General features: G+C 68.6%; 18 protein-coding genes. 14 read left to right on the top strand and 4 right to left on the bottom strand.

All coding sequences use genetic code 11. From position 1 onward, the window contains the following. Positions 1–14 precede the first annotated feature (14 nt). On the bottom strand, positions 15–1,289 hold the full coding sequence (locus tag AB0N61_RS14420) for a TetR/AcrR family transcriptional regulator (protein ID WP_363365037.1): 1,275 nt from the start codon (positions 1,287–1,289) through the stop codon (positions 15–17). 133 nt (positions 1,290–1,422) lie between these two features. On the opposite strand from AB0N61_RS14420, the gene AB0N61_RS14415 reads away from it, so the two are divergent. From AB0N61_RS14415 to AB0N61_RS14395, 5 genes are all read left to right on the top strand, one after another. Continuing rightward, positions 1,423–2,721: an MFS transporter gene (locus AB0N61_RS14415; RefSeq protein ID WP_363365036.1), complete on the top strand. Its 1,299-nt coding sequence runs from the start codon at positions 1,423–1,425 to the stop codon at positions 2,719–2,721. Between the two features lie 2 nt (positions 2,722–2,723). Then, positions 2,724–4,484, top strand: a complete 1,761-nt coding sequence (locus AB0N61_RS14410) for a glycoside hydrolase family 3 N-terminal domain-containing protein (RefSeq protein ID WP_363365035.1) — start codon at positions 2,724–2,726, stop codon at positions 4,482–4,484. Between the two features lie 227 nt (positions 4,485–4,711). Beyond that, on the top strand, positions 4,712–6,781 hold the full coding sequence (locus AB0N61_RS14405) for an acyl-CoA dehydrogenase (protein WP_363365034.1): 2,070 nt from the start codon (positions 4,712–4,714) through the stop codon (positions 6,779–6,781). Between the two features lie 133 nt (positions 6,782–6,914). Next, positions 6,915–7,961 (top strand): NAD(P)-dependent alcohol dehydrogenase, encoded by a 1,047-nt coding sequence (locus AB0N61_RS14400; protein ID WP_363365033.1) that lies wholly within the window; start codon positions 6,915–6,917, stop codon positions 7,959–7,961. 419 nt (positions 7,962–8,380) lie between these two features. Continuing rightward, a complete protein-coding gene (locus AB0N61_RS14395) occupies positions 8,381–9,934 on the top strand; it encodes a DUF222 domain-containing protein (RefSeq protein WP_363365032.1) in 1,554 nt (517 codons plus the stop codon). A 56-nt stretch (positions 9,935–9,990) separates the two neighbouring features. Here the strand turns inward: AB0N61_RS14395 and AB0N61_RS14390 are convergent, their stop codons facing one another. The 3 genes from AB0N61_RS14390 to wecB all read right to left on the bottom strand — a co-directional run bounded on the left by AB0N61_RS14390 (position 9,991) and on the right by wecB (position 12,619). Beyond that, positions 9,991–10,665 carry a GntR family transcriptional regulator gene (locus AB0N61_RS14390; protein WP_363365030.1) on the bottom strand — a complete coding sequence of 225 codons (675 nt, stop codon included), beginning with the start codon at positions 10,663–10,665 and terminating at the stop codon, positions 9,991–9,993. After that, entirely contained in the window at positions 10,665–11,414 is a 750-nt protein-coding gene (locus AB0N61_RS14385; RefSeq protein ID WP_363365029.1) for a GntR family transcriptional regulator, read from the bottom strand. The genes AB0N61_RS14390 and AB0N61_RS14385 overlap by 1 nt, the downstream gene beginning before the upstream one ends. 89 nt (positions 11,415–11,503) lie before the next feature. Then, positions 11,504–12,619 carry a UDP-N-acetylglucosamine 2-epimerase (non-hydrolyzing) gene (gene wecB / locus AB0N61_RS14380; protein ID WP_363365028.1) on the bottom strand — a complete coding sequence of 372 codons (1,116 nt, stop codon included), beginning with the start codon at positions 12,617–12,619 and terminating at the stop codon, positions 11,504–11,506. Positions 12,620–12,713: 94 nt separating this feature from the next. Between wecB and AB0N61_RS14375 the strand changes: the two genes are divergently transcribed. The 9 genes from AB0N61_RS14375 to AB0N61_RS14335 all read left to right on the top strand — a co-directional run bounded on the left by AB0N61_RS14375 (position 12,714) and on the right by AB0N61_RS14335 (position 25,399). Next, on the top strand, positions 12,714–13,463 hold the full coding sequence (locus tag AB0N61_RS14375) for a GntR family transcriptional regulator (protein ID WP_363365027.1): 750 nt from the start codon (positions 12,714–12,716) through the stop codon (positions 13,461–13,463). Between the two features lie 97 nt (positions 13,464–13,560). Beyond that, positions 13,561–14,397, top strand: coding sequence for an Ig-like domain-containing protein (locus tag AB0N61_RS14370; protein ID WP_363365026.1), 837 nt, complete (start codon positions 13,561–13,563; stop codon positions 14,395–14,397). Positions 14,398–14,562: 165 nt separating this feature from the next. Then, complete coding sequence (locus tag AB0N61_RS14365) at positions 14,563–14,739, top strand: LPXTG cell wall anchor domain-containing protein (protein WP_363365025.1); 177 nt, start codon at positions 14,563–14,565, stop codon at positions 14,737–14,739. 234 nt (positions 14,740–14,973) lie between these two features. After that, entirely contained in the window at positions 14,974–15,564 is a 591-nt protein-coding gene (locus AB0N61_RS14360; RefSeq protein ID WP_363365024.1) for an exosortase/archaeosortase family protein, read from the top strand. Between the two features lie 32 nt (positions 15,565–15,596). After that, entirely contained in the window at positions 15,597–16,949 is a 1,353-nt protein-coding gene (locus tag AB0N61_RS14355; protein ID WP_363365023.1) for a glycosyltransferase, read from the top strand. Continuing rightward, on the top strand, positions 16,942–17,547 hold the full coding sequence (locus AB0N61_RS14350; RefSeq protein ID WP_363365022.1) for a hypothetical protein: 606 nt from the start codon (positions 16,942–16,944) through the stop codon (positions 17,545–17,547). Before AB0N61_RS14355 ends, AB0N61_RS14350 begins: the two co-directional genes overlap by 8 nt. A gap of 44 nt (positions 17,548–17,591) precedes the next feature. Continuing rightward, positions 17,592–18,158, top strand: coding sequence for a DNA-3-methyladenine glycosylase I (locus AB0N61_RS14345; protein WP_167945369.1), 567 nt, complete (start codon positions 17,592–17,594; stop codon positions 18,156–18,158). Between the two features lie 132 nt (positions 18,159–18,290). After that, on the top strand, positions 18,291–19,421 hold the full coding sequence (locus tag AB0N61_RS14340) for a serine/threonine-protein kinase (RefSeq protein WP_363365021.1): 1,131 nt from the start codon (positions 18,291–18,293) through the stop codon (positions 19,419–19,421). Next, positions 19,421–25,399, top strand: a complete 5,979-nt coding sequence (locus tag AB0N61_RS14335) for an Ig-like domain-containing protein (protein WP_363365020.1) — start codon at positions 19,421–19,423, stop codon at positions 25,397–25,399. The genes AB0N61_RS14340 and AB0N61_RS14335 overlap by 1 nt, the downstream gene beginning before the upstream one ends. Positions 25,400–25,406: the final 7 nt, after the last annotated feature.

Raw genomic sequence — 25,406 nt, 5'->3', positions numbered from 1 at the left:
CGGGAGCGCGCCGCTCAGGTCGGAAGCACATCCGCGAGATGTGCGCGCAAGTGGGCACCGACATCCACCGCGTCGCGGTCGTAGAGCCACTGGTACTGCAGGCCGTCCCACAGGGCGACCAGCCAGATCGCCTCGTGCTCGGGGTCGCGATGCTCGGGCAGGTCCCCGTCGATGCGGGCAAGGCGGAACAGCTCGGCGAAGTAGTCGATCGCCTGGGAGAACCGCGCGGTGAAGTAGTCGTGCGCAGGGTGCACGGCCGGCACCGCCTCGCAGGACAGCACGGCGTAGACCTCGATGAGGCCGGGCTCGTCGAGTGCGCTCACCCGTGCACCGAGCGGGATCGCGCGAAGTGCGTCGGCCGCTCGCTCGACATGGGTCGACTCGCTGCGCATGCGGATCGCGCTGTCGCGCTCCGAGAGCACCGCGCTCAGCAGCAGCTCCTTCGACGGATAGTGATGCAGCAGAGTGGACTTCGAGACGCCGACCGCCTGGGCGATGTCCCGGAGGCTGGTGTCCCCATATCCGCCCTGTGAGAACAGGCGGGAGGCGTCGGCGAGGATCTGCGCGCGGCGGCGCCGTCCCACCTCGTATCCCGGTGAGTCGTCGGCTGCGGGCTCCGCGCCGAACACAGGCGGCAGGGGGCCCGCGGCCGTGGCTGCCGGGCCGGGGCTGTCGGCGTCTCGCCACCCGTAGGGCAGTGCCCAGAGCGACTCGCGCTCCTCGAGCATCTGCACCACGTCGACTCGATCGGGCAGGTACTGGGAGATCAGCTGCAGACCGTCCCAGCCCGCGCTGTGACGCACCGACTCCTCGGCGACGTCACGGTCTGCGCCGATCGTCCCGTGCAGTGCAGCGTCGTCGAGAACGTCCGTGCTGAGGCGGTGCAGGCGCGCGTACCGCTGACGCATCCGCTCGTGCGCCGGGTGCCCCGCGGCGGACGCCTCGCCGGTGAGCGCGGCGAAGAGCTCGAGGTAGCCCGGCGTGCGTGCGTTGCGCCGCGCGACGTCGGCGAAGATCAGCTCTCCGGAATCGGATGCGGCCGCGATCAGGTCGAATGCCTTCTCATTGTCCTCCTCGAACCCCGCGACGACTTCGGCGAGCAGGTCGTCCTTCGAGGCGAAGTGTCCGAGCAGTCCGGGGTGGCTCACCGAGGCGGCGGCCGCGATGTCCCGCAACGAGGTCGAGCGGTAGCCGTTCGACACGAAGAGGTCCCGCGCGGCATCGATGATCCGCTGTCGAGTGGCGGCGGCGCGCGCCTGGCGCGAGCCCGTCGTGGCTGCTGTCGTCATCGATCCCCCTTCCCCCTCATTCTCTATCATTACCAATCGGTAGAGATTCACTTACCAAACGGTCGATATTCCGGTATTATCATCCTCAGTCCGGTCGCAGATGCCCGGCGAACCTTGCCCGAAAGGACCCCCCGTGACAGAGCTGTCATCGGCCGCCACCGCGGCTGCCATCGGTACCACCGGCGTCAAAGTGCCGGGCACCACCCCGCTGAAGACCCCCCGCGGCTACACTCCAGGACTCGCCGCCGTGAACTTCGGCGTCTATCTCGCGCTGCTGACCCCCGTGATGGTGTCGATGGCCTTCAAGATCCAGCGACTCGACCCCACCAACACCGAGGCGAGCCTCGGACTCGTGATGGGGGTCGGTGCCGCGTTCGCGCTCGTGGCGAACCCGCTCGTCGGGCGCCTCTCCGACCGCACGACCTCCAAGTGGGGCATGCGGCGTCCGTGGATCCTCGGCGGCGCGATCGTCGGGCTCGGAGGCTTCGTGATCATCGGCGCCGCGACGTCGGTGCTCGTCGTGCTCCTGGCATGGTGCCTTGTCCAGGCGTCGATGAACGCCGTGCTCGCGGCCGCGAACGCGACGCTGCCCGACCAGGTTCCCGTGTCCAGCCGTGGCAAGGTGTCGGGCATCGTCGGCATCACCACCCCCATCGGCATCCTCGCCGGCAGCTTCATCGTGAACTTCCTCCCCGGTGACTTCGAGCGCTTCGTCGTTCCCGGCGCGATCGCGCTGATCCTCGTGATCGTGTTCGTGCTCACCCTCAAGGACCGCCGTCTCACCGAGAAGCCGGCCACGCGCTTCACGATCGGCACGTTCTTCGGGTCGTTCGTCTTCAACCCCCGCAAGCACCCCGACTTCGGTTGGACCTGGCTGACGAAGTTCTTCGTGATGTTCGGCTACGCCGGCATCGCCACCTTCCTGCCGCTCTACCTGGTGACCAGGTTCCAGCTCGACGAGCAGGGTGCTGTAGGAACGATCCTGATCGCCAACCTCGCCTCCATGGCCGCGATGGCGATCTCCGCGCCGCTCGGCGGCTTCCTCTCCGACAGGATCGGCAAGCGCCGTCCGTTCGTCGCGATCGCCGGTGTGATCATGGTGGTGGGGCTCGTGATCCTCGCGATCGCGCCCTCGATCGCCGTCGTCATCGTCGCGCAGGCGATCATCGGCCTCGGTGCCGGGTCGTTCCTCTCGGTCGATCTCGCGCTCGCCACCGAGGTGCTGCCCAACCCCGACGATGTGGCGAAGGACCTCGGCGTGCTCAACATCGCCAACGCTCTTCCGCAGTCGATCGCCCCGGCCATCGCCCCGAGCATCATCGCGCTCGGCGCCGCGACTCCCCTCGGCGGCTACACCACCTGGTACCTGTTCGGGGCGCTCGTCGCTCTCGCCGGCGCCGTTCTCGTCTACCGCATCAAGGGAGTCAAGTGACCATGACGAACACTGACGTGACCACCGCCCGACCGTGGCTCGACGCTGCGCTGCCGATCGATGAGCGGGTGCAGCTCCTTCTCGATGAGATGACGGTGGAGGAAAAGGCCGGCCTGTTCTTCCACACCATGATCGCGATCGGCGACCTCGATGAGGCGAACCCGATCTTCGGCACTCCGAGCGCCCGCGAGTTCATCGACGTCAAGAACATGACGCACTTCAATCTGCTGGGGGCGGCGCCCACCGGGCGCGAGATCGCCGCCTGGCAGAACGAGCTGCAGAGGCTGGCGTCGTCGACCCGGCTCGGCATCCCCGTCACCCTGTCGACCGACCCGCGACACTCGTTCAGTGAGAACCCCGGGGCGTCGATCCTCGCCGGGCCGTTCTCGCAGTGGCCCGAGACCCTGGGGCTCGCAGCCACGCGCGACCCCGATCTGGTGGAGCGGTTCGCAGATATCGCGCGTCAGGAATATACGGCAGTCGGCCTTCGCGTGGCCCTGCACCCGCAGGTCGATCTCGCGACCGAGCCGAGGTGGGCACGGCAGACCGCGACCTTCGGAGAAGACCCCGAACTGTCGGGCATTCTCGGAGCGGCATATATCCGCGGGTTCCAGGGCGAGTCGTTCGGCCCCGGATCGGTCTCGACCATGACGAAGCACTTTCCCGGGGGCGGCCCGCAGCTCGACGGAGAGGACCCGCACTTCCCGTACGGTCGCGAACAGGTGTATCCGGGCGGCGCCTTCGACCTGCACCTCGGGCCCTTCGAGGAGGCGATCGCCGCCGGGACACGTCAGATGATGCCGTACTACGGCATGCCGGTCGGCACCGAGTACGAGGAGGTCGGGTTCGGTTTCAATCGGTCGGTGATCACCGGACTGCTGCGCGAGCGATTCGGGTTCGACGGCTTGGTCTGCACTGACTGGGGGCTGATCAACGACGCCGAGATCTTCGGGCAGCCGTTCCCCGCTCGTGCCTGGGGCGTGGAAGACCTGACGCCGCGGGAGCGCATGCGCAAGGTGCTCGACGCAGGCGTCGATCAGTTCGGTGGCGAGGACTGCCCGGAGCTGCTGCTCGAGCTGATCGCCGACGGCTCGGTCTCGGAGGAGAGACTCGACGTCTCGGCTCGGCGGATCCTGCGTGAGAAGTTCGAGCTCGGGCTCTTCGAGAACCCGTTCGTCGACGAGGACGCGGCCGACGAGATCGTCGGCCGCGCCGAGTTCCGCGCGGCCGGGGAGGCGGCCCAACGCGCCTCCGTCACGGTGCTGACGAACGACGGCGCTCTGCCCTTCGCCGCCGGGATCAAGGTCTACGTCGAGGGCATCGAACCGGCCGTCGCAGCGGCCTACGGTGAGGTCGTGCCGGCCCCCGACCAGGCCGATCTGGCGATCCTCCGCCTGCAGGCGCCGTTCGAGCAGCGCGGCACGACCTTCGAGAACTTCTTCCATGCGGGGTCGCTCGAGTTCTCCGACGAGGTGATCGCGCATGTCCGCACCATCGCAGAAGCCGTGCCGACCGTGGTCGACGTGCTCGCCGATCGACCGCCGATCCTCGAGCCGATCGTCGCCGCCGCGGCGGCCGTGACCGTCAACTGGGGTGTCTCCGGTGCGGCGTTGCTCGACGTGCTGAGCGGCGTCGCGAGCGCACGGGGCGCGCTGCCGTTCGATCTGCCGAGGTCGATGGCCGCTGTCGTCGCCTCACGCCCGGACGTGCCGTTCGACACTGCGGATCCCCTGTTCCGGTTCGGTCACGGGCTCACTCTGTAACCCCGCTTCCCGCGCTGAACCGCCCCGCAGACGTCTGTCTGCGGGCGGTTCTCGTCGTGTCGCCGGATAGGCGTTCCGCGTGCAGCCAGACCGAGACTGTGGTCTGACGACAATCCGACCGGCGGGCGTGGCCGCACTTCGTTGGAGGTTGCGCACACAGCAGTTCGCTCCTGGTTGTGGCAGACCTACCATGGGCGTATCCCTACTTCCCTCTGAGAGGAACGCTCATGGTCGACGCCGCCGTCCGTCCGAAGACGACTCGCCCGCACACCGACAGCGCAGATGCGAACCTGCGGTTCGATGTCGCCCGGGTCACAGATCTGCTGATGGGCACCTGGGCCGACACCCGCCGTGAGGCGCGCGAGCTGATCAAGGACTCGGCGTTCTGGAGGGATGACGCGCTCGGCAAGGACGAGCATCGCGAACGGGTGCTGAGCCAGCTGCACCTGCTCGTCGAGAACAAGGCCGTGCACCGGGCGTTCCCCACGTCCCTCGGCGGCGAAGACGACAACGGCGGCAACATCGCCGGCTTCGAGGAGCTCGTCGTCGCCGATCCGAGCCTGCAGATCAAGTCGGGAGTGCAGTGGGGGCTGTTCGGCTCCGCCATCCTGCAGCTGGGCACCGCCGAGCACCACGAGAAGTGGCTCCCCGGGGTTATGGACCTCTCGATCCCCGGCGCGTTCGCGATGACCGAGATCGGACACGGCTCCGACGTCGCCGCCGTGGGCACCACCGCGACATACGACCCGAGCACCGAGGAGTTCGTGATCAACACGCCGTTCCGCGGCGCGACGAAGGAGTACCTCGGCAACGCGGCGCTGCACGGCGTGGCGGCGACCGTGTTCGCTCAGCTGATCACCGACGGCGTCAACCACGGTGTGCACTGCTTCTACGTGCCCCTGCGTGGCGAGGACGGCGTCGACCTTCCCGGCATCGGTCGTGAGGACGATGGCCTCAAGGGCGGACTCAACGGCATCGACAACGGGCGCCTGAGCTTCGACCACATCCGCATCCCCCGCACCAACCTGCTGAACAAGTACGGCGATGTCGCGGCCGACGGCACCTACTCGAGCGCGATCGACAGCCCCGGTCGCCGTTTCTTCACCATGCTCGGCACCCTGGTGCAGGGCCGGGTCTCGCTCGACGGAGCAGCGTCATGGGCCTCGGCTCTCGGCCTCAAGATCGCGATCACCTACGCGACGCAGCGCCGCCAGTTCGACGGAGCCGACGGCCAGGAGGTCGTGCTCATGGACTACGGCAAGCACCAGCGTCGCCTGCTGCCTCGCCTGGCGACCACGTACGCGCAGATCTTCGCGCACGACGAGTTCCTGCAGAAGTTCGACGGCGTGTTCTCGGGTCGCATCGACACTCCCGACGACCGGGAAGACCTCGAGACCCTGGCGGCAGCCCTCAAGCCGCTGTCGACCTGGCACGCGCTCGACACGCTTCAGGAGGCCCGAGAGGCGTGCGGCGGAGCGGGTTTCATGTTCGAGAACCGCCTCGTGGGGCTTCGCGCCGACCTCGACATCTACGTCACCTTCGAGGGTGACAACAACGTGCTGCTCCAGCTCGTCGGCAAGCGCCTGCTGACCGACTACGCCAAGCAGTTCACCGGAAAGGATGCCGCGGCTCTGGCCAAGTTCGCCGTCGGCATGACAGCGGGCAAGCTGTTCCACGGCGCCGGTCTCCGGCAGTTCGGCCAGTCGGTCGTCGACCTCGGTCAGGTCTCGCGTTCGGTCGAGAACGGCCTGCGCGAGGAGCAGCAGCACCAGCTGCTCGCCGAGCGCGTGCAGCAGATGGTCGCCGACATCGCCGGTCGTCTGCGTCCTGCCGGCAAGGACAAGGTCCTCGGCGCGAAGCTGTTCAACGAGAACCAGGCCGAACTGATCGAGGCGGCTCGGGCGCACGGCGAGCTGCTGCAGTGGGAGGCATTCACCGATGCCGTGCACCGCGTCGACGACGCCGACACGAAGAAGGTGCTCACGTGGCTGCGCGACCTCTTCGGTCTGCAGCTCATCGAGAAGCACCTCGCCTGGCATCTGATCCACGGGCGCCTCTCGACCCAGCGCGCCGCAGCGGTGTCGCGGTACATCGACCGGCTGTGCGCCAGGCTCCGCCCGTATGCGCTCGACCTGGTCGACGCGTTCGGGTACGAGCCGGAGCACGTCCGCGCGCCCATCGCCTCCGGTGCCGAGCGCGTGCGACAGGACGAGGCCCGTGAATACTACGCGGCGCTCGCAGCATCCGGTGATGCGCCCGTGCTGGAGAAGACGCTGAAGAAGAACGCGAAGCGCTGAGGCGTCCGCGCACCCGCACGGCCAAGGCCGGGACCATCATGGTCCCGGCCTTCGTCGTTCGCGATCAGGTGCCGCAGAGGATGGCGCGGCTAATGTCGATCTGGCCCATCCGCACCGACCAGAGGAGTCTGACATGACCCGTGTCACCGCATACGCCGCGCCCAGCGAGGCCGCACCGCTCGAGAAGACCGTCATCGAGCGTCGCGAGCTCGGCCCGAACGACATCCTCATCGACATCGCCTTCGCCGGCATCTGCCACTCCGACATCCACACGGTGCGGGGCGACTGGGGACCGCAGCAGTACCCGCTCGCACCCGGACACGAGATCGCCGGCACCGTCGCCGCCGTCGGCTCGGATGTCACCAAGCATGCGGTCGGCGATCGTGTCGGCGTGGGATGTCTCGTGAACTCCTGCGGGGAGTGCCGCAACTGCCTCCGCGGCGACGAGCAGTTCTGCTCGAACGGTGCGATCTTCACCTACGGCAGCACCGACCGCGACGGCACGGTCACGCAGGGCGGGTACTCGGAGCAGGTCGTCGTCACCGAATCGTTCGCAGTGCGGATCCCCGACGCCCTCGGACTCGATGTCGCGGCGCCTCTGCTCTGCGCGGGAATCACCACATACTCGCCGCTGCGTCACTGGAACGTCGGACCCGGCAGCCGCGTGGCGGTCGTCGGTCTCGGCGGACTCGGTCACATGGGCGTGCAGATCGCCCACGCTCTCGGAGCAGAGGTCACCGTGCTGTCGCAGACGCTCAGCAAGAAGGACGACGGCCTTCGCCTCGGTGCCGATCACTACTACGCGACGAGCGATCCCGAGACGTTCCGTTCGCTGCGCGGGTCGTTCGATGTCATCCTCAACACGGTCAGCGCGGTCGTCGACCTTCGCGCGTATCTCGGTCTGCTCGACGTGGGCGGGTCGATGGTCTGCGTGGGGGCCCCCGCAGAACCGCTCTCGGTGAATGTCTCGTCGCTCATCGGGGGACGCCGGTCGCTCGCGGGCTCGAACATCGGCGGAATCCAGGAGACCCAGGAGATGCTCGACTTCTGCGCCGAACACGGCATCGCCGCCGAGATCGAAGTCATCAGCGCATCGCAGATCAACGAGGCCTATGAGCGGGTGCTCGCCTCTGACGTGCGCTATCGCTTCGTGATCGACGGCGCCACCTTCGCGGACTGACGTCGACGAGCCTCCGGGGGACGCCGTTCTCTCGGGGGCTCACGTCGATCGCCGGGGGTCTCTTCTTCTCTTCTCTTCTCGTCGTCTCGTCGTCTCGTCGTCTCTTCTTCTCGTCGTTTCTTCGTTTCGTCGTCTCGCTTCCTTCCTTCCTGTCCTTCGTTCTGTTCCTCGCCTTCGTTCTGTTCGTCTCCGTCGTTCTGTCCGTCTCCGTCGTTCTGTTCGTCTCCGTCGTTCTGTTCGTCTCCGTCGTTCTGTTCGTCTCCGTCGTTCTGTTCGTCTCCGTCGTTCTGTTCCTCTCCTTCTTCTCTTCCTCTCCCTCTGCGCGGCATTCCGGGAGATTGGAATACGTGGTCTGATCTGGGGTAAATCGGGCTGGTTTCGGGGGGCGAATGTCGGTGGTGCCGGGTTGACTGTGGGGTATGAACAGCACTGCGGAGCTTTTGGATCGGGTCATCGCCGACCTTGATGCGGTGCTGTCCGATGATGCTTTGGCGGGGTTGAGCGACGCGGACCGGGTCGCGGTGCTGCAGGGGGCGGGGGCGGCGTTTCGGCGGGCGGAGGCGGTGATCGTGGAGACGATCGCGACCGGGGATCCCGGTGACTTTCCGCATTCGGCGGGGTGTCGGGGCATGAACGAGCTGGTGCAGCGGACGGTCGGGGTGGATGTGCGGGGTGCGGTCCGGGTGGACCGGGTGGTGGATCTGGTGCGCAGGCCGGTGAGTCTGGCGGGGGAGCGGATGCCGGCACGGTGGTCGGAGATGCGTCTGGCGTTGCTGGACGGGGTGATCGGTGTCGCGGGGTTTCTGGCGGCGACGGGTCCCATCGAGCGGGTATGGGACCGATTGAGGGTGGATCAGCGGTTGGCGGCCGATGTCGCCTTGGCGGGGTTCGCGCGCGGGCACGGCCTCGACACGGACGACCCGGACCCGGATGCGAGCGCGGATGCGGATGCCGATGCGCCGGGGCCGTCGCCGACGACGCAGGACCTGAAAGCGCTCGGGGAGGATCTCGCGTCGATGCTCGACCCGGATGGGGAAGAACCCAAGGATGAGGAGGCGCGGCGTAAGCGTGGCATCACGATCGGTCGGCTTCGGAACGGGGTGCATGCGATCCGCGGGTATCTGACCCCGGAGGCTGCCGCGCAGTTGCAGCTCATCATCGACGGACTCCTCAACCCCAAAGGCGACGGCCCGCCCCTGCCCGGCGTGCACTTCACCCCGACCGATGCAGGCGAGGACGCCGGCGACGGCGCCGATGCAGCCGCCTCCGAGGACGGAAGTCCAGACGCGGATCCGTTCAACTCCGATCCGCGGTCCGTGCTCGATGACCGCACCGCGGCGCAGAAACGCCACGACGCTCTCACCGCCGCTCTCGCGATCGCCGCCCGCCACACGGACATGCCCACACTCGGTGGCGCATCACCGGTTCTCGTCGTCACCGTCGACGCGAAAGACCTCGCCCATCACGCGGGCGGCTCTTCGTTCGGTGCTGCCGCCGGGTTGAGCGCGAGTAACGGTGGGTGGGCGACCATTCCCGGGTCCGGTGCGCACGTGCCGGTCTCGGTCGCCGCGCAGACTGCATGCGCCGGGGTGATCCAGCGGGTGCTGATGGATGAGGGGCGCATCATCGGGATCAGTACCACCGACCGGGTGTTCACCGTGCATCAGCGGCGCGCGATCATCGCCCGCGACAAGGAATGCCTCATCCCCGGATGCCACGTTCCCGCGTCCTGGTGCGAGATCCACCATGTGACCGAGCATGCGCGCGGCGGGCTGACGACTACCGACAACGGTGTTCCGTTGTGCTGGTGGCACCACCGCTCCCTCGGCACCTCCGGGTGGGAGATCCGCATGAACGCGGGGTCGCCCGAAGTCCGCGGACCGAACTGGTGGGACCCCGCCCAACTGTGGCGCACACCACGACTCAGCCTCCCCGCACCGACCGCAGTTCGGCGCGCTCCGATGCGGATCTGAGTTGCCCTCTGCCCTCGGCGGCTCAGCTATTCGTGCACGCCCTCGCGCTTCGGCGGTCAGTCCTCTGAGTCGGGCTTCCGGAAGTGGTCGATGAAGTTGCTGCGAGTGGTCGCGTGCAACTCATGGATGAGATCGCCGGCACGGTCACCGTCGCGGTCCTTGACCGCGGCGGTGATGCCGCGCAGGAACTCGAGCGCCTCCTGCGGTGTTCGCAGGTTCTCTCGAGGGGCGAGAAAACGCGCGAGCTTGAGTGACAGGGTCTCCGCCTTGGCCCGGAGCACTGAGTTCGGCGAAGCCTGAGCGACGACGAGGAAGTATCCGCGAATCGCCCGACCGAGAGCCGCGGCGTCGTCGGACTCCACTGCATCGCTCACCAATCCCAGCTGCCGTTCCAGCTCATCGATCTGCTCGTCGGTCAGATTCGCGGTGTTCGTGCGAGCCAGATGCTCGTGGATCGTACCGGTGACGAAGAGCCCTTCATTGATGGCGGCCAGGTCGATGGGGGCCACGCGTGTGTGTCGGTGCGGCACCAGTTCGACGACGTCCTCCTCAGCAAGGCGATTCAGGGCTTCGCGGATCGGCGTGCGGGATGACCCCAACCACGTCATCAGCTCCTCGTCGTGCAGCACTTCGCCGGGTTCGAGAGTGCCGTCGAGAATCGCGCCCAGGATCGTGTCATAGACCTCGTCGCGCAGCAGGCGGCGGAGGTGAGGTGTGTCGGCGGCGGGCATCAGACGATCTCGCTCACGTGTGCGGGTGTGGAGGGACCGATCTCGGAGCCCTCAGGCCGCGAGGCAGCCTCGACCCCCGAGCCGGCCTCGACCTCAGCGGCGTCGCGGGCCCTCACGCTCTCCGCGCCGGCAGTGAAATACGCCTGTGCGGCCGCGGCCGCCGCATCGGCATCCCCCGCCTCCGTCGCGGTCGCGAGCGCATCGAGGGCCGCGGTGGTCGCGGTCGCGTCGAGTGCGCCGGGCCGTGCAGTGATCATCCGCGTGACGTGTGGAACGGACTTCTCGCGAATGCGTTGGATGAGAGTGTTGCGATACCGGTCGATGAACACGCTCATCAGCGCATCCACGATCCGCGCACGCTCGAGGGCGTTCTTCGTCCCGCTCACGCGCTCGTGCAGCTCGCGGATGCGGGCTCGATCCCCCTCCGTGAGCAGCGCGACTGCCTCGCGCACAGCCGCGGAGTAGACGACGCCCAGCATCTCCATCTCCTCGCTGAACCGCGTCGCGTCCAGCGGGGCGATGCGCGTGCCGCGCTGGGGGAGTACCTCGATCAGACCCATTCCGGCCAGTCGATTCACCGCCTCGCGGATCGGCGTGCGCGATGCCCCGAGCCAGGTCTCCAGCTGCTTGTCGTTGATCGGCTCCCCGGCTGCCAGCTCGCCGGAGACGATCGCATCGAGAAGTGTGTCGTAGATCTGGTCACGCAAGAGCTTCCGCGGCATCCGCGCGGGCGTCGTGGGCACTGGCATGCAAGTATGCTAACCCGAAGAAATCTGAATATCTAATATATCAAAAGAGGCCTGGTGCGCATCGGCCCACTGCAGCCCGGCGTCGAACGTCAGGCTCCTGTCGCGCCAGCCGCGCCTGCCCGGTCGGCGATGCCCAGGGCGATGCGGGCGATCCGCGCGCTCGCACGGCCATCGCCGTAGGGGCACGGCCGATCGGAGAGGTCTCGGGGTCCGTCAGCGAGGAGGCGGTTCGCTGCTGCAGCGATGTCGCGGTCGGGCGTGATGAGCTCTGCGAAACCCGCATCGATCGACTCGGGCCGCTCGGTACTGCGCCGCACCACGAGCAACGGCCTCCCGATCACGGTGCACTCCTCCTGCAGCCCGCCGGAATCGGACACCAGCAGGTCGGCCCGCGTCGCGAGGGCGAGGAACTCCTGATGATCTGCCGATTCGGCGACGAGCAGCCGATCCAGCAGGCCATCGAGACCGAAACGCGTGATCGCCGCGCGGGTACGCGGATGGGCGAGCAGCAGCACAGGAGCGTCGATGTCGCCGAGGCCCGTGAGTACCCGGGCCAGTGATTCGCGCGTATCGGTGTTCTCGGGGCGATGGATCGTTGCGAGGACGAAGCGCTCGGGCACTCGCCCATGGGGGAAGAACCGGGTCGGCGTGGAGCGGCGGTGCGAGAGCGACTGCCTTGTCGCCTCGACGATGGTGTTGCCGGTCACCGCGATGCGCTCATCGGGGATCCCTTCTCGACGCAGGTTCTCGGCATTGTGCTCGGTGGCCGCGCAGTGGATATCGGCGAGGGCGCCGACCACGAGCCGGTTCAGCTCCTCCGGCATCGCTCGGTCGCGAGAGCGCAGGCCCGCCTCGACATGGATGACCGGGATGCCGGCGTAGTTCGCCGCCTGCGCGCCGGCGGACACCGCATTCGTGTCTCCCTGCACGATGACGACCTTCGGCGCCTCGGCCGCGAAGAGAGCGGAGAGCGCACCCATGGCGGTGGCGATCTGCGTGCCGCGATGCGCGCCACCGACGCCATCCAGGACGACATCCGGCTCACCGATGCCGAACTGCTCGAGGAACTGGCCCGACAGCTCTCGGTCGTAGTGCTGGCCCGTGTGGATCACGAGCGCGCGGCTGCCGAGCTCTCGGATCAGCGGCGCGAGCTTGATGATCTCGGGGCGGGTACCGAGCACGATCGCGATGTCCCTGGTCTGCATGCTGCTCCTGAAATATTAGGTGATTTGTGGTTACGCGATAAGTATGTCATCCTCTAATCATCCAATATGTTAGATAGCCGAGAAAGGCGCGATCATGCCGATGGGTCCCCTGGGAGAGCAGCTGCGGCCGCAACTGCTGAGCGGTCTCGCCTACGAGCGTCTGCTGGAGGAGATCATCAGCGGCCGCCTCCCGGCCGGTCATCGCCTGCGTCTGGATCTGCTCGCGCGCAGCTGGTCGGTATCGCGCACTCCGGTGCGAGAGGCTCTGCAGCGCCTGGCTGACATGCGGTTGGTTAGCGTCTCACCGAACGCGGGCACGCGCGTCGCCCACTGGTCCGCGGGCGACATGGCGGAGCGAGCGCGCATCATCGGTCGGCTGGCGTCGTCGGAGTCACTGACATCGCCCGCATCCCCGACACCGCCCGCGTCGCCGACATCGCCCGCGCCGCTGGCATCGCCCGCGTCGCTGACATCGCCGTCATCGCCCGACGCGACCGAGCGGAGCACGGGGACAGCGAATGAGCGCCCGCCGCAGTCGGGCTCCCGGTGCGAGATCACGGACTATCTCGACCTTGCGGCGCAGCTCATCGATCACGAGTTCTGTCGTCTCGGCGCCCGCATCGTCCACGATCACGTGCAACCTCTCCGGCTCTTCGTCGTCCCCGAGACCGCCCACAGGCATGGCGTGAACCTCGCGCCCGGTCGTGCGCGGCGTCGCGCCCTGCTGGATCAGTCGCTGGAAGCGCTGCGACGGGGCGACGCTCGTGCCGCCTGCGATGCGCTGGCCGCACTCTCGGCCGACCTCGTCCTCGCGCTCGGATCCTCCGCTGCCACTCCCGCGTGACGGCCTCCCGTACCTCCCCCAAGAAAGAACGCACGAATCCGTGCATACGTCTGCTCACCGCGCCCTGCGCGGAAGGGCCACACGAAAGGCAACATCCATGAAGAAGTCCACGACGATCACGGCCGGGTTAACGCTCAGCGCCATCGCGCTGCTCGGCGTCGTCGCGCCCGCCAGTGCGCAGACGCCCGGCACTGCCGTCGGCACTCTCGCGCAGAGCACGTTCAAGCTCGACAGCTTCGTGCTGGGTCAGCAGCCGACGCTGAGCGCGTCGGGATCGGCCGTCGTCCTGCTCCCCGCCGTGGGCGCGACCGGCCCGATCAGCAGCGGCGGCCTCTGCCTCGACTACGCGGCAGAGGGGGAGCCGATCGCGGCGATCTGCAACGGGTCTGCGAGCCAGCTGTTCAGCGCCGAGCGCAGCGCCACCGGTGTGTCGTTCTCGCTGAACGCCGTCAACCGTCCCCTCGAGACGCGCCGCCTCACCCTCGGCTCGAGCACCACGGAAGGCAAGCTGCTCCTGCGTCCGTACTCGACCGCGGGCACGCCATGGCTGAAGTCCGGCCTCACCGCGAGCCACTCGTCCGTGGTGCTCGACGGGGCATCGGGGGGTCTTCTGCCCGTCTTCTCGGGCATCGGCGAGCCCGGTCTGACGGTCGAGGTGCGCGGACAGGGCGACGCCGTGATCGCCACCGCGATCGTCGCCGCGGATGGAACATGGAGTGCGCAGTCGACCGTAGAACTGCCCGAGGAGTCCTACACGGTGACCGCCGTGCAGAACGACGGTGCGGACACGAGCACGGATGAGCTCACCTTCACCGTCGTCGCCGCGCCGGTCGCCGACCCGATGCTCGCCGGCGGAGCCGCCATGGTTCTCGCCGCCGCCGCGGCAGTCGTGTTCGGCGCGCAGCGCCGGCGCGCAGCACGGGCCGCGCTCTGAGCGGGAGGTCGGGCGGACGCCTGCCCGCGAGGGTGCGCATCCGTCCGACCGCCGTCCTGCCGTCCTGCCTCCCGAGGCTGCCGCGAATCCACCTCGTCGCGTGGCCTCTCCGTGCCGCCCGCCGGCGGCTCCCGCCACCCACCAGCGAACAGAAAGGATGCCCACATGTACGGAGCGAACCCTCCCATCGTCGGGACCGCACTCGGCGGCACCCTCGCGGCGACAGGCGGCGACTCCACGTGGCCGCTCATCATCGTGGCTGTGTGCCTGACGTCCGGCGCTCTGCTGATGATCCGCGACTCGTATCTTCGCCGCACGGCCGACGACCCCGGTGACGCCTGATCCGGCGCACCGACCCATGACCGGGCGTGTGCGGCGATCCCCGTCGCCGACTCCGCCCCTGCGATCGGCACTTCGTCGATCGAACCCTCCCGCCGCCCTGCCGAGGCTCGCCCGATCTCCCCATCGGTGCGAGCAGATCGCCCCACGATCACCGGCCTCCGGCGGGAACACGGTGTGGACGAGCGCACGCTCGTCCACACCTTCTGTCCGATTGTGAATCCTGAAGAGAGACCGATGACCACGCTCCTGCCCGCCAGCCCGTCGCGTCACGCGACCGGACGGCACCGCCACCCCGAAGAGACAGACCATCGGCCCGTGCTCGATCGGATCGCCCGCATTCTGCTCGCCTCCGCGCTCGCGGGAGGGATCGTCTGGATGCTGGTGCAGGCCGAGGCTGTCCGCGCTGCCGAGGCCCGCCTCGCGGCATGGTGGATGAATCCGTGGATCCCCGGCGGAGCCGCAGCATCCGACGACGTCTTCATGCTGTGGATCAGCGAGAACCATCTCGTCGGATTCCAGGTGACTGCGGAATGCACGGCGATCATCCTCATCGCCCCGCTGCTCGCCCTCGGAGCATGCTTCACTCTGTCGACGCGAGTGAGCCGGCCCCGTGCGGTCGGCGCCATCGTCGCATCCGCCGCCGTCATGGTGATCGTCAACCAGGTGCGCCTGGCACTGATCGGGTTCTCGACCCTGCAGGGCGGCCTCGGCGCGGGGTACGAGTTCGGACATCGCTTCGCAGGCTCAGCGGTCGGCATCGCGGGGTTCGCGATCGGACTGATCATCCTCATCGCGGTCGCGGGTGTCCGCCGACGTCGGCGATGACCCACTGACCTCCCCTCTCGACAGGACCCCTGATGCCCTCCCTCCTCGGATCGATCTCGCTCGTCCTCACCGTGATGTTCCTGGCCTACATGACGTTCATCCTCATTCCGTACGTCCGGCACAAGAAGGAGAGCCCCGGCGATCCTCGCCGGTTCGAGTGGCACATCTTCATCCCGTGCCGCGACGAGGCCGCCGTCATCGCGACCACGATCGCGCGTCAGCGCGACCGCTTCCCCGATGCGCATCTGTGGGTGATCGACGACGACAGCGACGACGACACCTCGGCGATCATCCAGGCGCACGCTGACGCAGACCCGCACGTGCACCTCGTGCAACGTCGCCGACCGCTCGCACGGACCGGCAAAGGCGATGCGCTGAACAGCGCATACGCCGCACTGAACAGCTGGCTGCCCGACGACGCGGACCGCGACCGCGTCATCGTGACGGTGGTCGACGCCGATGGCGAGATGGCTGCGAATGCGCTCGCCGCCGTCGCCGCAGACGACTGCTTCGGCGATCCCGTCGTCGGGGCCGCACAGATCACCGTGTGGATGAAGAACCGCGACGACCGCATGCCATATCCCGAGCGGGGACGGCTGGCGAATGCCTTCGCCCGGTACCTGATCAGGATGCAGGATGTGGAGTTCCGCACCGTGATCCTCGCGATGCAGTCGCTGCGGTCGCGGACCGGCACCGTCGGGCTCGGCGGCAACGGACAGTTCACCCGGCTGTCTGTGCTCGATCGGATCGGAGAGGGGTACGGCGCGCCGTGGCACGGCGCGCTCCTCGAGGACTACGAGCTGGGTCTGCACGTGATCCTCGCGGGATACGAGAACCGTCAGGTGCACGAGACCTACGTCGCCCAGGAGGCGCTGCCGAGTCTGCGGCGTCTGCTCGCCCAGCGCACGCGGTGGTCTCAGGGCAACATCCAGTGCGTGAAGTACATCAGGGAGATCGTCGGTTCCCGACACTTCGACAGCTCCGGCGTGCTGGAGTGCCTCTACTACCTCTTCCTCCCGTTCCTGCAGATCGTCGGCCTCGTCGTGATCCTCCTCACGCTCGTCTTCCAGGGCGTGACCATCGTCACGGATCCCGCGGCACTGGCAGGAGTCGTCGATCACGCCTGGGCCTTCGTCGCGCTGGGGATGATCTTCGGGATCGGGCCCTTCGCCATCTGGGGCGTGCTGTACAAGCTCCGCTGCGAACCGGGGTCGACCTGGCTGCAGGCCGTCGGGTGGGGAGTGGGGCTCGTCTTCTTCGTGCAGTACATCCTCATCTCGGTCACCCGGGCGATGGCTCGCGTCGCACTGGGCCGCAACGGGTGGGCCAAGACACGGCGCAACGCGGAGGTGCACGTCGCCGGCCCCGTCTCGGTCGATGTCTGACGTGCCCGCGACCACGCCCCGCGCGCGATCAGCGCGGGGACGCGCCGGGGCGGCGATGCAGGTCGGGGCGACCGCTGCGGTCGACGTCGGCTCCGTGATCGGCTGCGCCGGCATCCTCTGGAACAGCGGTGGGAGCACGGTGGTCGACGGAACGTGGACTTCTCAGCTCCTCTGCCTCGCTCTCGGGTCCGGGCTCCTGATCGCCCGCCGCCGGATCGGGGCGTCGCCCCGCGCGGAGCGCGTGGTGTTCGCGATCGAGGCGACGATGCTGGTCTCGCTGATCTCGGCATGGGCGCTCACCGGGCTCTACTTCGTCGGATGGATCGCCGCATACGGCGCGCTGTCGCTCCTCCTGGCGTCGCTGTGGCATCTGCTCACACTGCTCGTCGTTCGGGGCCGCACCGGGGACGACGGCGATCCGCTCGCGTCGGTGCGGGCCGTCTCGATCGGCGCCGCGCTGATCGCCGTCATCGTCCTCACTCCGATCCACGGGTGGAGCGCATCGATCCTCGGCGGACTCGTGGTGCTGATCAGCGGCACGGTGCTGCTCTCGTTCGCGCTGAGGACCTGGACGGAGGCGCTCGTCCGCTCCTGGTGAAGGGCCCCGCCGGTCCTGTCGGTGGTGGCGGATAACGTGGTCTCATGACGTCACTGATCGCCGGCCCCGACCTCCGCGACCGATGCGGATGGGTGGGCGACGACGCCGAGTACCGCCGCTATCACGACGAAGAGTGGGGCACACCGCTTCACGGCGACCGGGCACTGTTCGAGAAGATGGCGCTCGAGGGCTTCCAAGCGGGTCTCTCGTGGATCACGATCCTGCGCAAGCGCCCGCGTTTCCGCGAGGTCTTCGCCGGGTTCGAGCCCGAGCGGGTCGCCGAGTTCGACGAATCCGACGTCGACCGACTCATGGCCGATGCGGGGATCATCCGCAACAGGGCGAAGATCGAGGCGACCATCGGCAACGCCCGGGTCGTGAACTCGATGGCCGACGGCGAATTGGACGAGCTGATGTGGTCGTTCGCGCCGCCGTCCGCGCCTCGGCCGGCGTCCTTCGCCGACGTTCCGGCGGTGACGCCGGAGTCGACGGCGATGAGCAAGGAGCTGCGTCGTCGCGGGTTCCGATTCGTGGGGCCGACGACGATGTACGCGCTCATGCAGTCGGCGGGCATGGTCGACGACCACGTCGTCGGATGCTGGCGCGCCTGACCTTCGCCATCGGCACAGCGCGCCTTCGGGATCATCGACACCCTCGATATACTCGTGATCGGGGGGATCGCCCGGCGCGGCGCGCAGGGTTCATGCAGAGCGCGGTCTCCCGACCGACCGTGAGGAGCATGGGTGGCCACGCGCATGGCATCGACACCGCCGACCTTGGCGGGGTACAGCTATGTGCGTCCGCTCGGATCAGGCGGCTTCGCTGACGTCTTCCTCTACGAGCAGGACATGCCGCGACGTGTCGCCGCCGTGAAGGTGCTGCTCGCGGATGCCGTGAACCGCGAGGTGCTCCGCACGTTCAACGTCGAGGCTGACATCTCGGCACGCCTCAGTGCGCATCCCTCGATCGTGACCATCTATCAGGCGTCCATCTCTGCCGACGGCCGCCCGTACTTCGCGATGGAGTACTGCCCCGACACCATGAGCGCTCGTTACAAGAAGGCGCCGCTCCCGCTCGCCGAGGTGCTCGACACGGGCGTGCGCATGGCGGGCGCACTCGAGACCGTGCACCGGGCCGGACTCCTGCATCGCGACATCAAGCCGTCGAACGTGCTCATCAACTCCCTCGGAGCCCCCGTGCTCGCCGACTTCGGCATCGCAGCCGCGGTGATCGACGAGGGCGACGGAGAGACGATCGCGATGTCGGTGCCGTGGAGCTCGCCCGAGGTGCTGCAGGAACGCGTGTCCGGGTCCGTCCCGAGCGAGATCTGGAGCCTCGGCGCCACGCTGTACACGCTCCTCGCCGGACGAAGCCCGTTCGAACGGGCGGACCGCGGATCCAACTCCCGTGACCAGCTCACCGAGCGCATCGTCAAGGCGCGCTACACGGCGGTGCCGATCGCCGGCATCCCGCCGATCATCGACGAGATCTTCGCGACCGCGATGCACCGCGATCCGTCCAGACGATTCGCGAGCATGGCCGACTTCGCCGATCGGCTGCGCTGGGCGCAGTTCGAGTTGGGTCTGCACCCGACCGCGTTCGAGGCGGCATCCGCTGAATGGGCCGCTGCGGCTCCCGTCAGCTTCTCCGACTCCGCCGCCCGCGGCCCGGTCATCACCACCGTCGCGCCCGACTCGCGCCGTGCCGTGCGAGCTGCGAAACAGCAGGCGATGCCGCGCGACCGCGATGAGCTGCCCGCCGCTCGTGCGAAGACCCGTTCGCCTCTCGTCGCCGGCGTGATCGGCGCGCTGATCGGAGCCGCCGTCCTCGCAGCGGTCGGCGTCGGCGTGCTCTTCCTCACGGGAGTCCTGTGATGGCGATCGGCGACCGCGCTCGCGGGGAGGCGAACCCTCGATCGCGGGGCCGCCTGATCGCGGCTGTCTCCGGCATCGCCGCTCTCGCGGTGGTGCTCACGCTCGCCGTCACGGCCCAGGGCTATCAGTCGCAGGAGGTGCCCCGGCTCGAGTCGTCCGTCTGGGTCATGCGCGACAGCGGTCAATATGCCCGCGTGAACACCGAACTCGCCGAGATCGACACCGTGCGCACCGTCGACGACCCCGAGGCCGTCTGGCAGAGCGGCTCCGCGGCCGTCATCTATGCCCAGGGCAACAGGCAGCGGTGGGACCTCGACCCCGCGAACCCCGCCGACCTGCTCTCGGACGCGTCCGAAGAGGGCACGCCGATCGCGTCTGAGCCGACGCCGGCGGGCACCCGGGAGATCCTCTCGGCCGGCGCATACGTGGCCTATCGCACCGACACCGGCCAGGTGTCGGTCACCACTCTCGATGCCGGCGCCGCCACTGCTCTCGTCGACCCCTTCGCGGGTGTCGAGGTCGAGGAGGGCGAGGACCCGCCGACATACACGGCGGATGCGATCGGGCTGTCGCCTGACGGTCTGCTGGTGCTCTTCTCGGCAGACGAGGGTGCGATCCGCCGCTTCGACATCGACGAGCACCGGTTCCTCGGCGATCCCGAGTCCGTCTCGCAGGCACCGGATGCCGGCGAGGGCCTGACCATCACGATCGTGGGCGACCGCTGGGCAATGCTCCAGCCCGGCACCGGCGACCTGTGGCTGCAGGGGCGTGACGAGCCGGTGGAGCTCGACGTCGCCGAAGACGCGCGTCTGCAGCAGGGTGCCGAGTCCGGCGAGAACGTGTCGATCGCCGACTCCGACGGCCTCGTGTCGGTCGCCCTCGACTCCGGCGAGTCGGAGCGGGTCGCTGAGGCATCGGGCGTCCCGGCGACGCCGGTCGTCGTCGACGACGAGATCTATGCGGCCTGGCTCGACACGGGCGCGGGCACCCTGTGGGTCGGTGGCGAGACGGTTCCCCTGCGCGTGCCGGACGAGGCGCTCGACTCCTCGACGATCGAACCGGTGTTCCAGGAGAACGGCGATCGAGCGGTGCTGAGCGAGATCGGCACCGGACTCATCTGGACGGCCCCCGACGGAGTGCTCATCCCGCTCGAGCAGTGGGCGATCGAAGACGACACCGAGCAGCAGGAGGGCACGATCATCGTCGAAGACGTGGCCGAGCAGATGCCGCCGGTCGCCGTCGACGACGCCTTCGGTGTCCGCTCCGGTGAGCAGGTGATCCTGCCCGTTCTGCTCAACGACCACGATCCGAACAAGAAGGACGTCCTGTCGATCGACCCCGAGTCGGTCGCGGGCGGGCTCGACCCGGCGTTCGGCGATCTGACGCTCGTCGCGAACGGGCAGTCGCTCGTGGTCAACGTCGCAGCGGGATCGGGGCAGGCGAGCTTCACATACGCGGTCACCGACGGCGCCGCCGTGTCGTCTCCGGCGACCGTGACCCTGACCGTCGTCGACCAGGCGACGAACTCTGCGCCCGTGTGGTGCGGCGTCGATGCCTGCCAGCAGGAGTGGCCGACGCCGCAGCTCCTTCCGGGCGGCAGCACCGTCGTCTCGGCTTTGTCGGGCTGGGTCGATCCCGAGGGCGATCCGTTCGTCCTCAGCGACGCCTACGAGACCGATTCCTCCTCGCCCGTCATGGTCGTGCCAATGGCCGACGGACGGGTGGCGATCCGCCACACCGACCCGAATGCCGCGGATGCCGTGATCTCGGTCACCGTGGTCGTCGAGGATGTGCACGGTGCGACCGCCGAGAAGACCCTCGACGTGCAGGTCACCGGAAGCCCGGCCCTGGTCGCCTCGCCGGTCGCGCTCACGGCGCGTGTCGGGGAGCTGCAGTCGGTGCGCATCTCGGACCACCTGTCCGGCGGCTCCGGTTCCTATCGCCTCGTTGACGCCGTGCAGACTGCGGCGACCGCGCAGGGACTCGAGGTCAACCCGAACGCGGCATCCGGCACCGTCGAGATGACCGTGGCCGAACCCGGGCAGTACGTCGTGACGTACACGGCCCAGGACGTCACGACCCAGGCCGAGCAGTCGGCCGTCATCCGCATCACCGCGGTCGACGGATCCGCCGGCCTCGCGATGGCGCCGCTGACCGCGTTCGTCCGAGAGGGCGAGGACACGACGGTCGATGTTCTCCGCGCCGTGCAGAACACGAGCGGTCGGGTGCTGATGCTGGCCGATGCCGTGAGCTCGACCCCGCAGCTCGGGGTGCGTGTGGTCGGCAGCGAGAGCATCCGGGTGAACGGCACCACGGAAGACGGCGAGCCCGGGGTGATCGGCAAGGCGACCGTGACGGTCGCCGACGGCACCGGCGCCGCAGTGCAGGGAACCGTCACGGTCTTCCTCACACCGCCGTCGACGGTGACGCGGCCGATCGTCTTCCCCGACGCCATCACCGTGCGTGCGGGCTCGCTCACGCGCATCAACGTCACGGCCAACGACGTCGCACCCCGAGGCGAGCCCTTGGTGGTGCTCCCCGAGGTGACCGGCTCGGGCGAATCCGGCGAGCTCGTCTTCGCCGACCGCAACGCTCTGCGCTACCTCGCCCCCACGACGCCAGGAACATATCGGCTCTCGTACTCGGTCTCGCTCGAACGCAATCCGGCGCTCTCCGACAACGGCGTCGTGACGGTCACGGTGGTTCCTCCGGGCACCAACCGCGCGCCGACGCCGTCGACCCTGACCGGCAGGGTCCTCAGCGGCCAGACCGTGTCACTGCCCGTGCCCTCGACCGGCATGGACAGCGACGGCGATCGAGTGGTGCTCACGGGCGTCGACCAGCCCCAGAAGGGTGCGGGGACGGCGACGATCTCGGCCGACGGAGACGCGATCGTCTATCGGGCGCCCGCCGCGGGGGTCGACGGCGGCCAGGTCAGCTTCCGCTACACCGTGCGTGACCCGCAGGGAGAGCAGGGGACAGGCGCCGTCCGCGTCGGCGTTCTCGACGCGGACATCGACGACGCAGCCCCTGTGACCTTCAGCGATTATGTGCGCGTCGAGGCCGGGTCGAGCACTCCGATCGTCCTCGACCCGCGTCTCAACGACCTCGATCCCGCGCAGAGCGAGCTCGAGATCACCGAACTCGTCCCGAACGCGCCACCCGTGAAGGGGAATCCGCTCTACGACCGTCTGAACGCGCTGATCGACCCCGACACCTCTCTGGAAGACGGCCGGGTCGTACTCCGCGCGGGTGACACGGCCGGCACGAACTCCTACTTCTACACGGTCAGGTCGAGTCGCACGTCCAGCACGTCGCAGGGGCTCATCGTCGTCACGGTGACCGACGGCGCGGTCGCCGACCAGCCGAGCGTCACCGACACCGTGCTCACCGCGCGTGATCGCGAGGAACTCCCGGACGGCGGCATCGACGTCGTGACCGACCGCGTCAGCTGGCCCTCGGGTGACACCTCGTCCCTCACGCTGAGTCTGTGGGGCGACCAGCCCGGGTTCACGGTGCAGGGCGACCGCATCGTGGGCGCGGCCCCCGCAGACGGAGCGCTCGTTCCGTTCCAGCTGAAGGGCAAGGGCTCGGGCGGCAGAGACGTGGTCGCATACGGCTTCCTGCGCATTCCCGCCTTCGATGACATGCAGGTCCAGCTCAAGCCCGCATCGACCCCCGTCGTGGTCGACGAGGACGCCTCGGCATCGTTCGAGGTGGCGGAGTACGTCGACCTGATCTCCTCGGATGCCATCGAGGTGGGCTCCGGGCAGTTCACCGCGCAGCGGGCAGCCGCGTCGTGCTCCGCCGAAGGGCCGGGCACCGTGACCTACCGAGCCGGCCGCGAGGCGCCATGGTCGGACACCTGCCTGGTCCAGGTGAGGCTGCAGGGCCAGGAGCGCTGGTCGTTCATCGACGTGCCGATCAGCATCCGCCCGGCGGAGCCGCAGCTGCTTCTCTCGTCGATCTCGCACACGATCGCTCCCGGAACCACCGAGACGGTCGACATGTACGCGAACATGGCCGCATGGGAAGGCGGCCGCGAGGGTGACGTCGGATCCCTCGATTACCGAATCGTCTATTCGGGCTCGGCGTTCATCGTCACGCGCAACGGGCCTCAGCTCACCATCGAGGCGCGGGCGGACGCGCGGCCCGGCAACACCGAGAACGTCAGCGTCACGGTGCCGCAGTACGGCGAGCCCTCGGCATCCGTCCGCCTGGTCGTCGGGGCCGCGCCGCCGGACGCGCCGCGGGGCGCGACCTTCACGACGCAGTGCATCGTGACCGACCCGAGCTGCACGATCGATGTCGTCGACGTCGCGGGGGAGTACGACCCCTTCGCAGGCAAGCCGGGGTCGGGCCTCCGACTGATGTCCCTCGGCGGGGGCACCCGCTGCGACGTCGCGTCGATCTCGACCTCTGGGAGCACGTCGATCACGGCGAGCTGGCCGGGTGGGGGACAGGCTCCGGGCGGACAGTGCATCATCTCGTTCGTGGTGTCGGACGCACAGGGTCGCACCGGCACGGGAACACTGACTCTGGATCTGCAGGGCTTCCCACAGGCCCCCGCGAGTGTCACGACCGTCGGCTTCACCCGCTCGACGGTGGTGCTCGACGTGCCGCTCGGAGAGGCCGGACGCGCGCACCCCGGCGTCACCGGAGTGACCATCCTGCAGGACGGATCGCCGGCGAACGCGTCGTGCAGTCCGACCGGAGGCGTCTACCGCTGCACGGTGAACGGACTCGTCAACGGAGCGCCGCACGTCTTCACCGCAGCGGCGGTCAACGCGGTCGGGACATCGGCGGCGACGTCACCGCACACCAGCTGGGCGTATGCCGCCCCCGAGGTGTCGAACGCGACGGCGACCCCGGTCTACCGCCCCGGCAGCACCGAACGCGGACGCGGAATCGTCGCGCTGGCGGTCGCCGCGTCGGATGACTCGCTCGCGTTCCGCATCGAGGAGACCGGGCAGGTCATCAACCGCACGGGTGCCACGACGTCGGCCGAGATCGCGCTGTCGCCGGGACCGCAGAACATCACGATCGTCCCGATCAGCCAGTTCCAGCCGCCGACCGGCGACGGCGGCAACGAGGGCGGCGCGTACCGCACGTCGGTCACGGCCGCAGGAACGGTGTTCTTCGATCCCTCGGGAACCCAGGCGAGTGCGGCGTCCAACACCTCGATCACCGTCTCGGGAGTGGCTGCGCAGCCCAACGGCAGCGCCGAAGGCGTCGATGTGGTCTATCTGGCGTGGCGCTCCGGCAACGCCAGCTGCACCGCTGACGGCAACGGTCGCCTGCAGGTCTCGGGCGCCGAGGCGCAATCCTCCTCACCCACGCTCACCAAGCTCGCCGAGTATTCGACCTACAACGTCAAGGCGTGTGCGTCGAACGGCTTCGGCGTCGCCGAGTCCGCCACGACGCAGGTGTTCACGTTCACCTCGGTCGAGGGCCCCAAGGGCAATGCGACCTACACGGTGGCGACCCAGCCATCCCGTGAGGGGAACCGCTACACCTACGGACTCGAGTCGGCGCCGAACATCTCCGCGAGGGACGGGTTCGTGACGCAGTACTACATGTACGGATCGCGGCGGCCCGACTTCCAGCTGACCACCGACGCATCGCCCCTCCCGGTCTCGGCCCGCTCATGCCACGCCGTCCTGACGGACTTCTGCTCCGATCCCGTCGAGATCACCCCGAGGACGGCGCCGACGACGGTCGCGGTGCAGTTCCAGAAGTGCGTGCCGGTCAATCCGGACGACATGTTCGCCGTCAGCGGCGCCGCGCGCGGCTCGTACTCGTACATCCTGACCCCGAGCATCGTCGACGGTGTCTCCGTCGTCGACGCGCGGATCACCTGGACGAACGCTTTCGCGGCGCTCAAGCCGATCACCCATCGACTGCCGCTGTGCACGCAGCCCGAGCCCGAGCCCGAAGACCCCGCCGACCCTGCCGACCCTGCTGATCCGGCCGGATGACCCCGCC

This window comes from Microbacterium sp. NPDC089320 (assembly GCF_040684875.1).
In the GTDB taxonomy this organism is placed as follows: domain Bacteria; phylum Actinomycetota; class Actinomycetes; order Actinomycetales; family Microbacteriaceae; genus Microbacterium.
The sequence above is the reverse complement of the archived record's forward strand: the minus strand, read 5'-3'. Positions and strand labels throughout refer to the sequence as shown.

Bases quoted from the DNA above. Each gene is read 5' to 3' on its own strand.
- AB0N61_RS14365 (WP_363365025.1), top strand. From the start codon at position 14,563: ATGTACGGAGCGAACCCTCCCATCGTCGGGACCGCACTCGGCGGCACC.
- AB0N61_RS14390 (WP_363365030.1), bottom strand. From the start codon at position 10,665: ATGCCCGCCGCCGACACACCTCACCTCCGCCGCCTGCTGCGCGACGAG.
- AB0N61_RS14350 (WP_363365022.1), top strand. From the start codon at position 16,942: ATGTCTGACGTGCCCGCGACCACGCCCCGCGCGCGATCAGCGCGGGGA.
- AB0N61_RS14410 (WP_363365035.1), top strand. From the start codon at position 2,724: ATGACGAACACTGACGTGACCACCGCCCGACCGTGGCTCGACGCTGCG.
- AB0N61_RS14405 (WP_363365034.1), top strand. From the start codon at position 4,712: ATGGTCGACGCCGCCGTCCGTCCGAAGACGACTCGCCCGCACACCGAC.
- AB0N61_RS14355 (WP_363365023.1), top strand. From the start codon at position 15,597: ATGCCCTCCCTCCTCGGATCGATCTCGCTCGTCCTCACCGTGATGTTC.
- AB0N61_RS14400 (WP_363365033.1), top strand. From the start codon at position 6,915: ATGACCCGTGTCACCGCATACGCCGCGCCCAGCGAGGCCGCACCGCTC.
- wecB (WP_363365028.1), bottom strand. From the start codon at position 12,619: ATGCAGACCAGGGACATCGCGATCGTGCTCGGTACCCGCCCCGAGATC.
- AB0N61_RS14335 (WP_363365020.1), top strand. From the start codon at position 19,421: ATGGCGATCGGCGACCGCGCTCGCGGGGAGGCGAACCCTCGATCGCGG.
- AB0N61_RS14420 (WP_363365037.1), bottom strand. From the start codon at position 1,289: ATGACGACAGCAGCCACGACGGGCTCGCGCCAGGCGCGCGCCGCCGCC.
- AB0N61_RS14375 (WP_363365027.1), top strand. From the start codon at position 12,714: ATGCCGATGGGTCCCCTGGGAGAGCAGCTGCGGCCGCAACTGCTGAGC.
- AB0N61_RS14385 (WP_363365029.1), bottom strand. From the start codon at position 11,414: ATGCCAGTGCCCACGACGCCCGCGCGGATGCCGCGGAAGCTCTTGCGT.
- AB0N61_RS14395 (WP_363365032.1), top strand. From the start codon at position 8,381: ATGAACAGCACTGCGGAGCTTTTGGATCGGGTCATCGCCGACCTTGAT.
- AB0N61_RS14345 (WP_167945369.1), top strand. From the start codon at position 17,592: ATGACGTCACTGATCGCCGGCCCCGACCTCCGCGACCGATGCGGATGG.
- AB0N61_RS14370 (WP_363365026.1), top strand. From the start codon at position 13,561: ATGAAGAAGTCCACGACGATCACGGCCGGGTTAACGCTCAGCGCCATC.
- AB0N61_RS14360 (WP_363365024.1), top strand. From the start codon at position 14,974: ATGACCACGCTCCTGCCCGCCAGCCCGTCGCGTCACGCGACCGGACGG.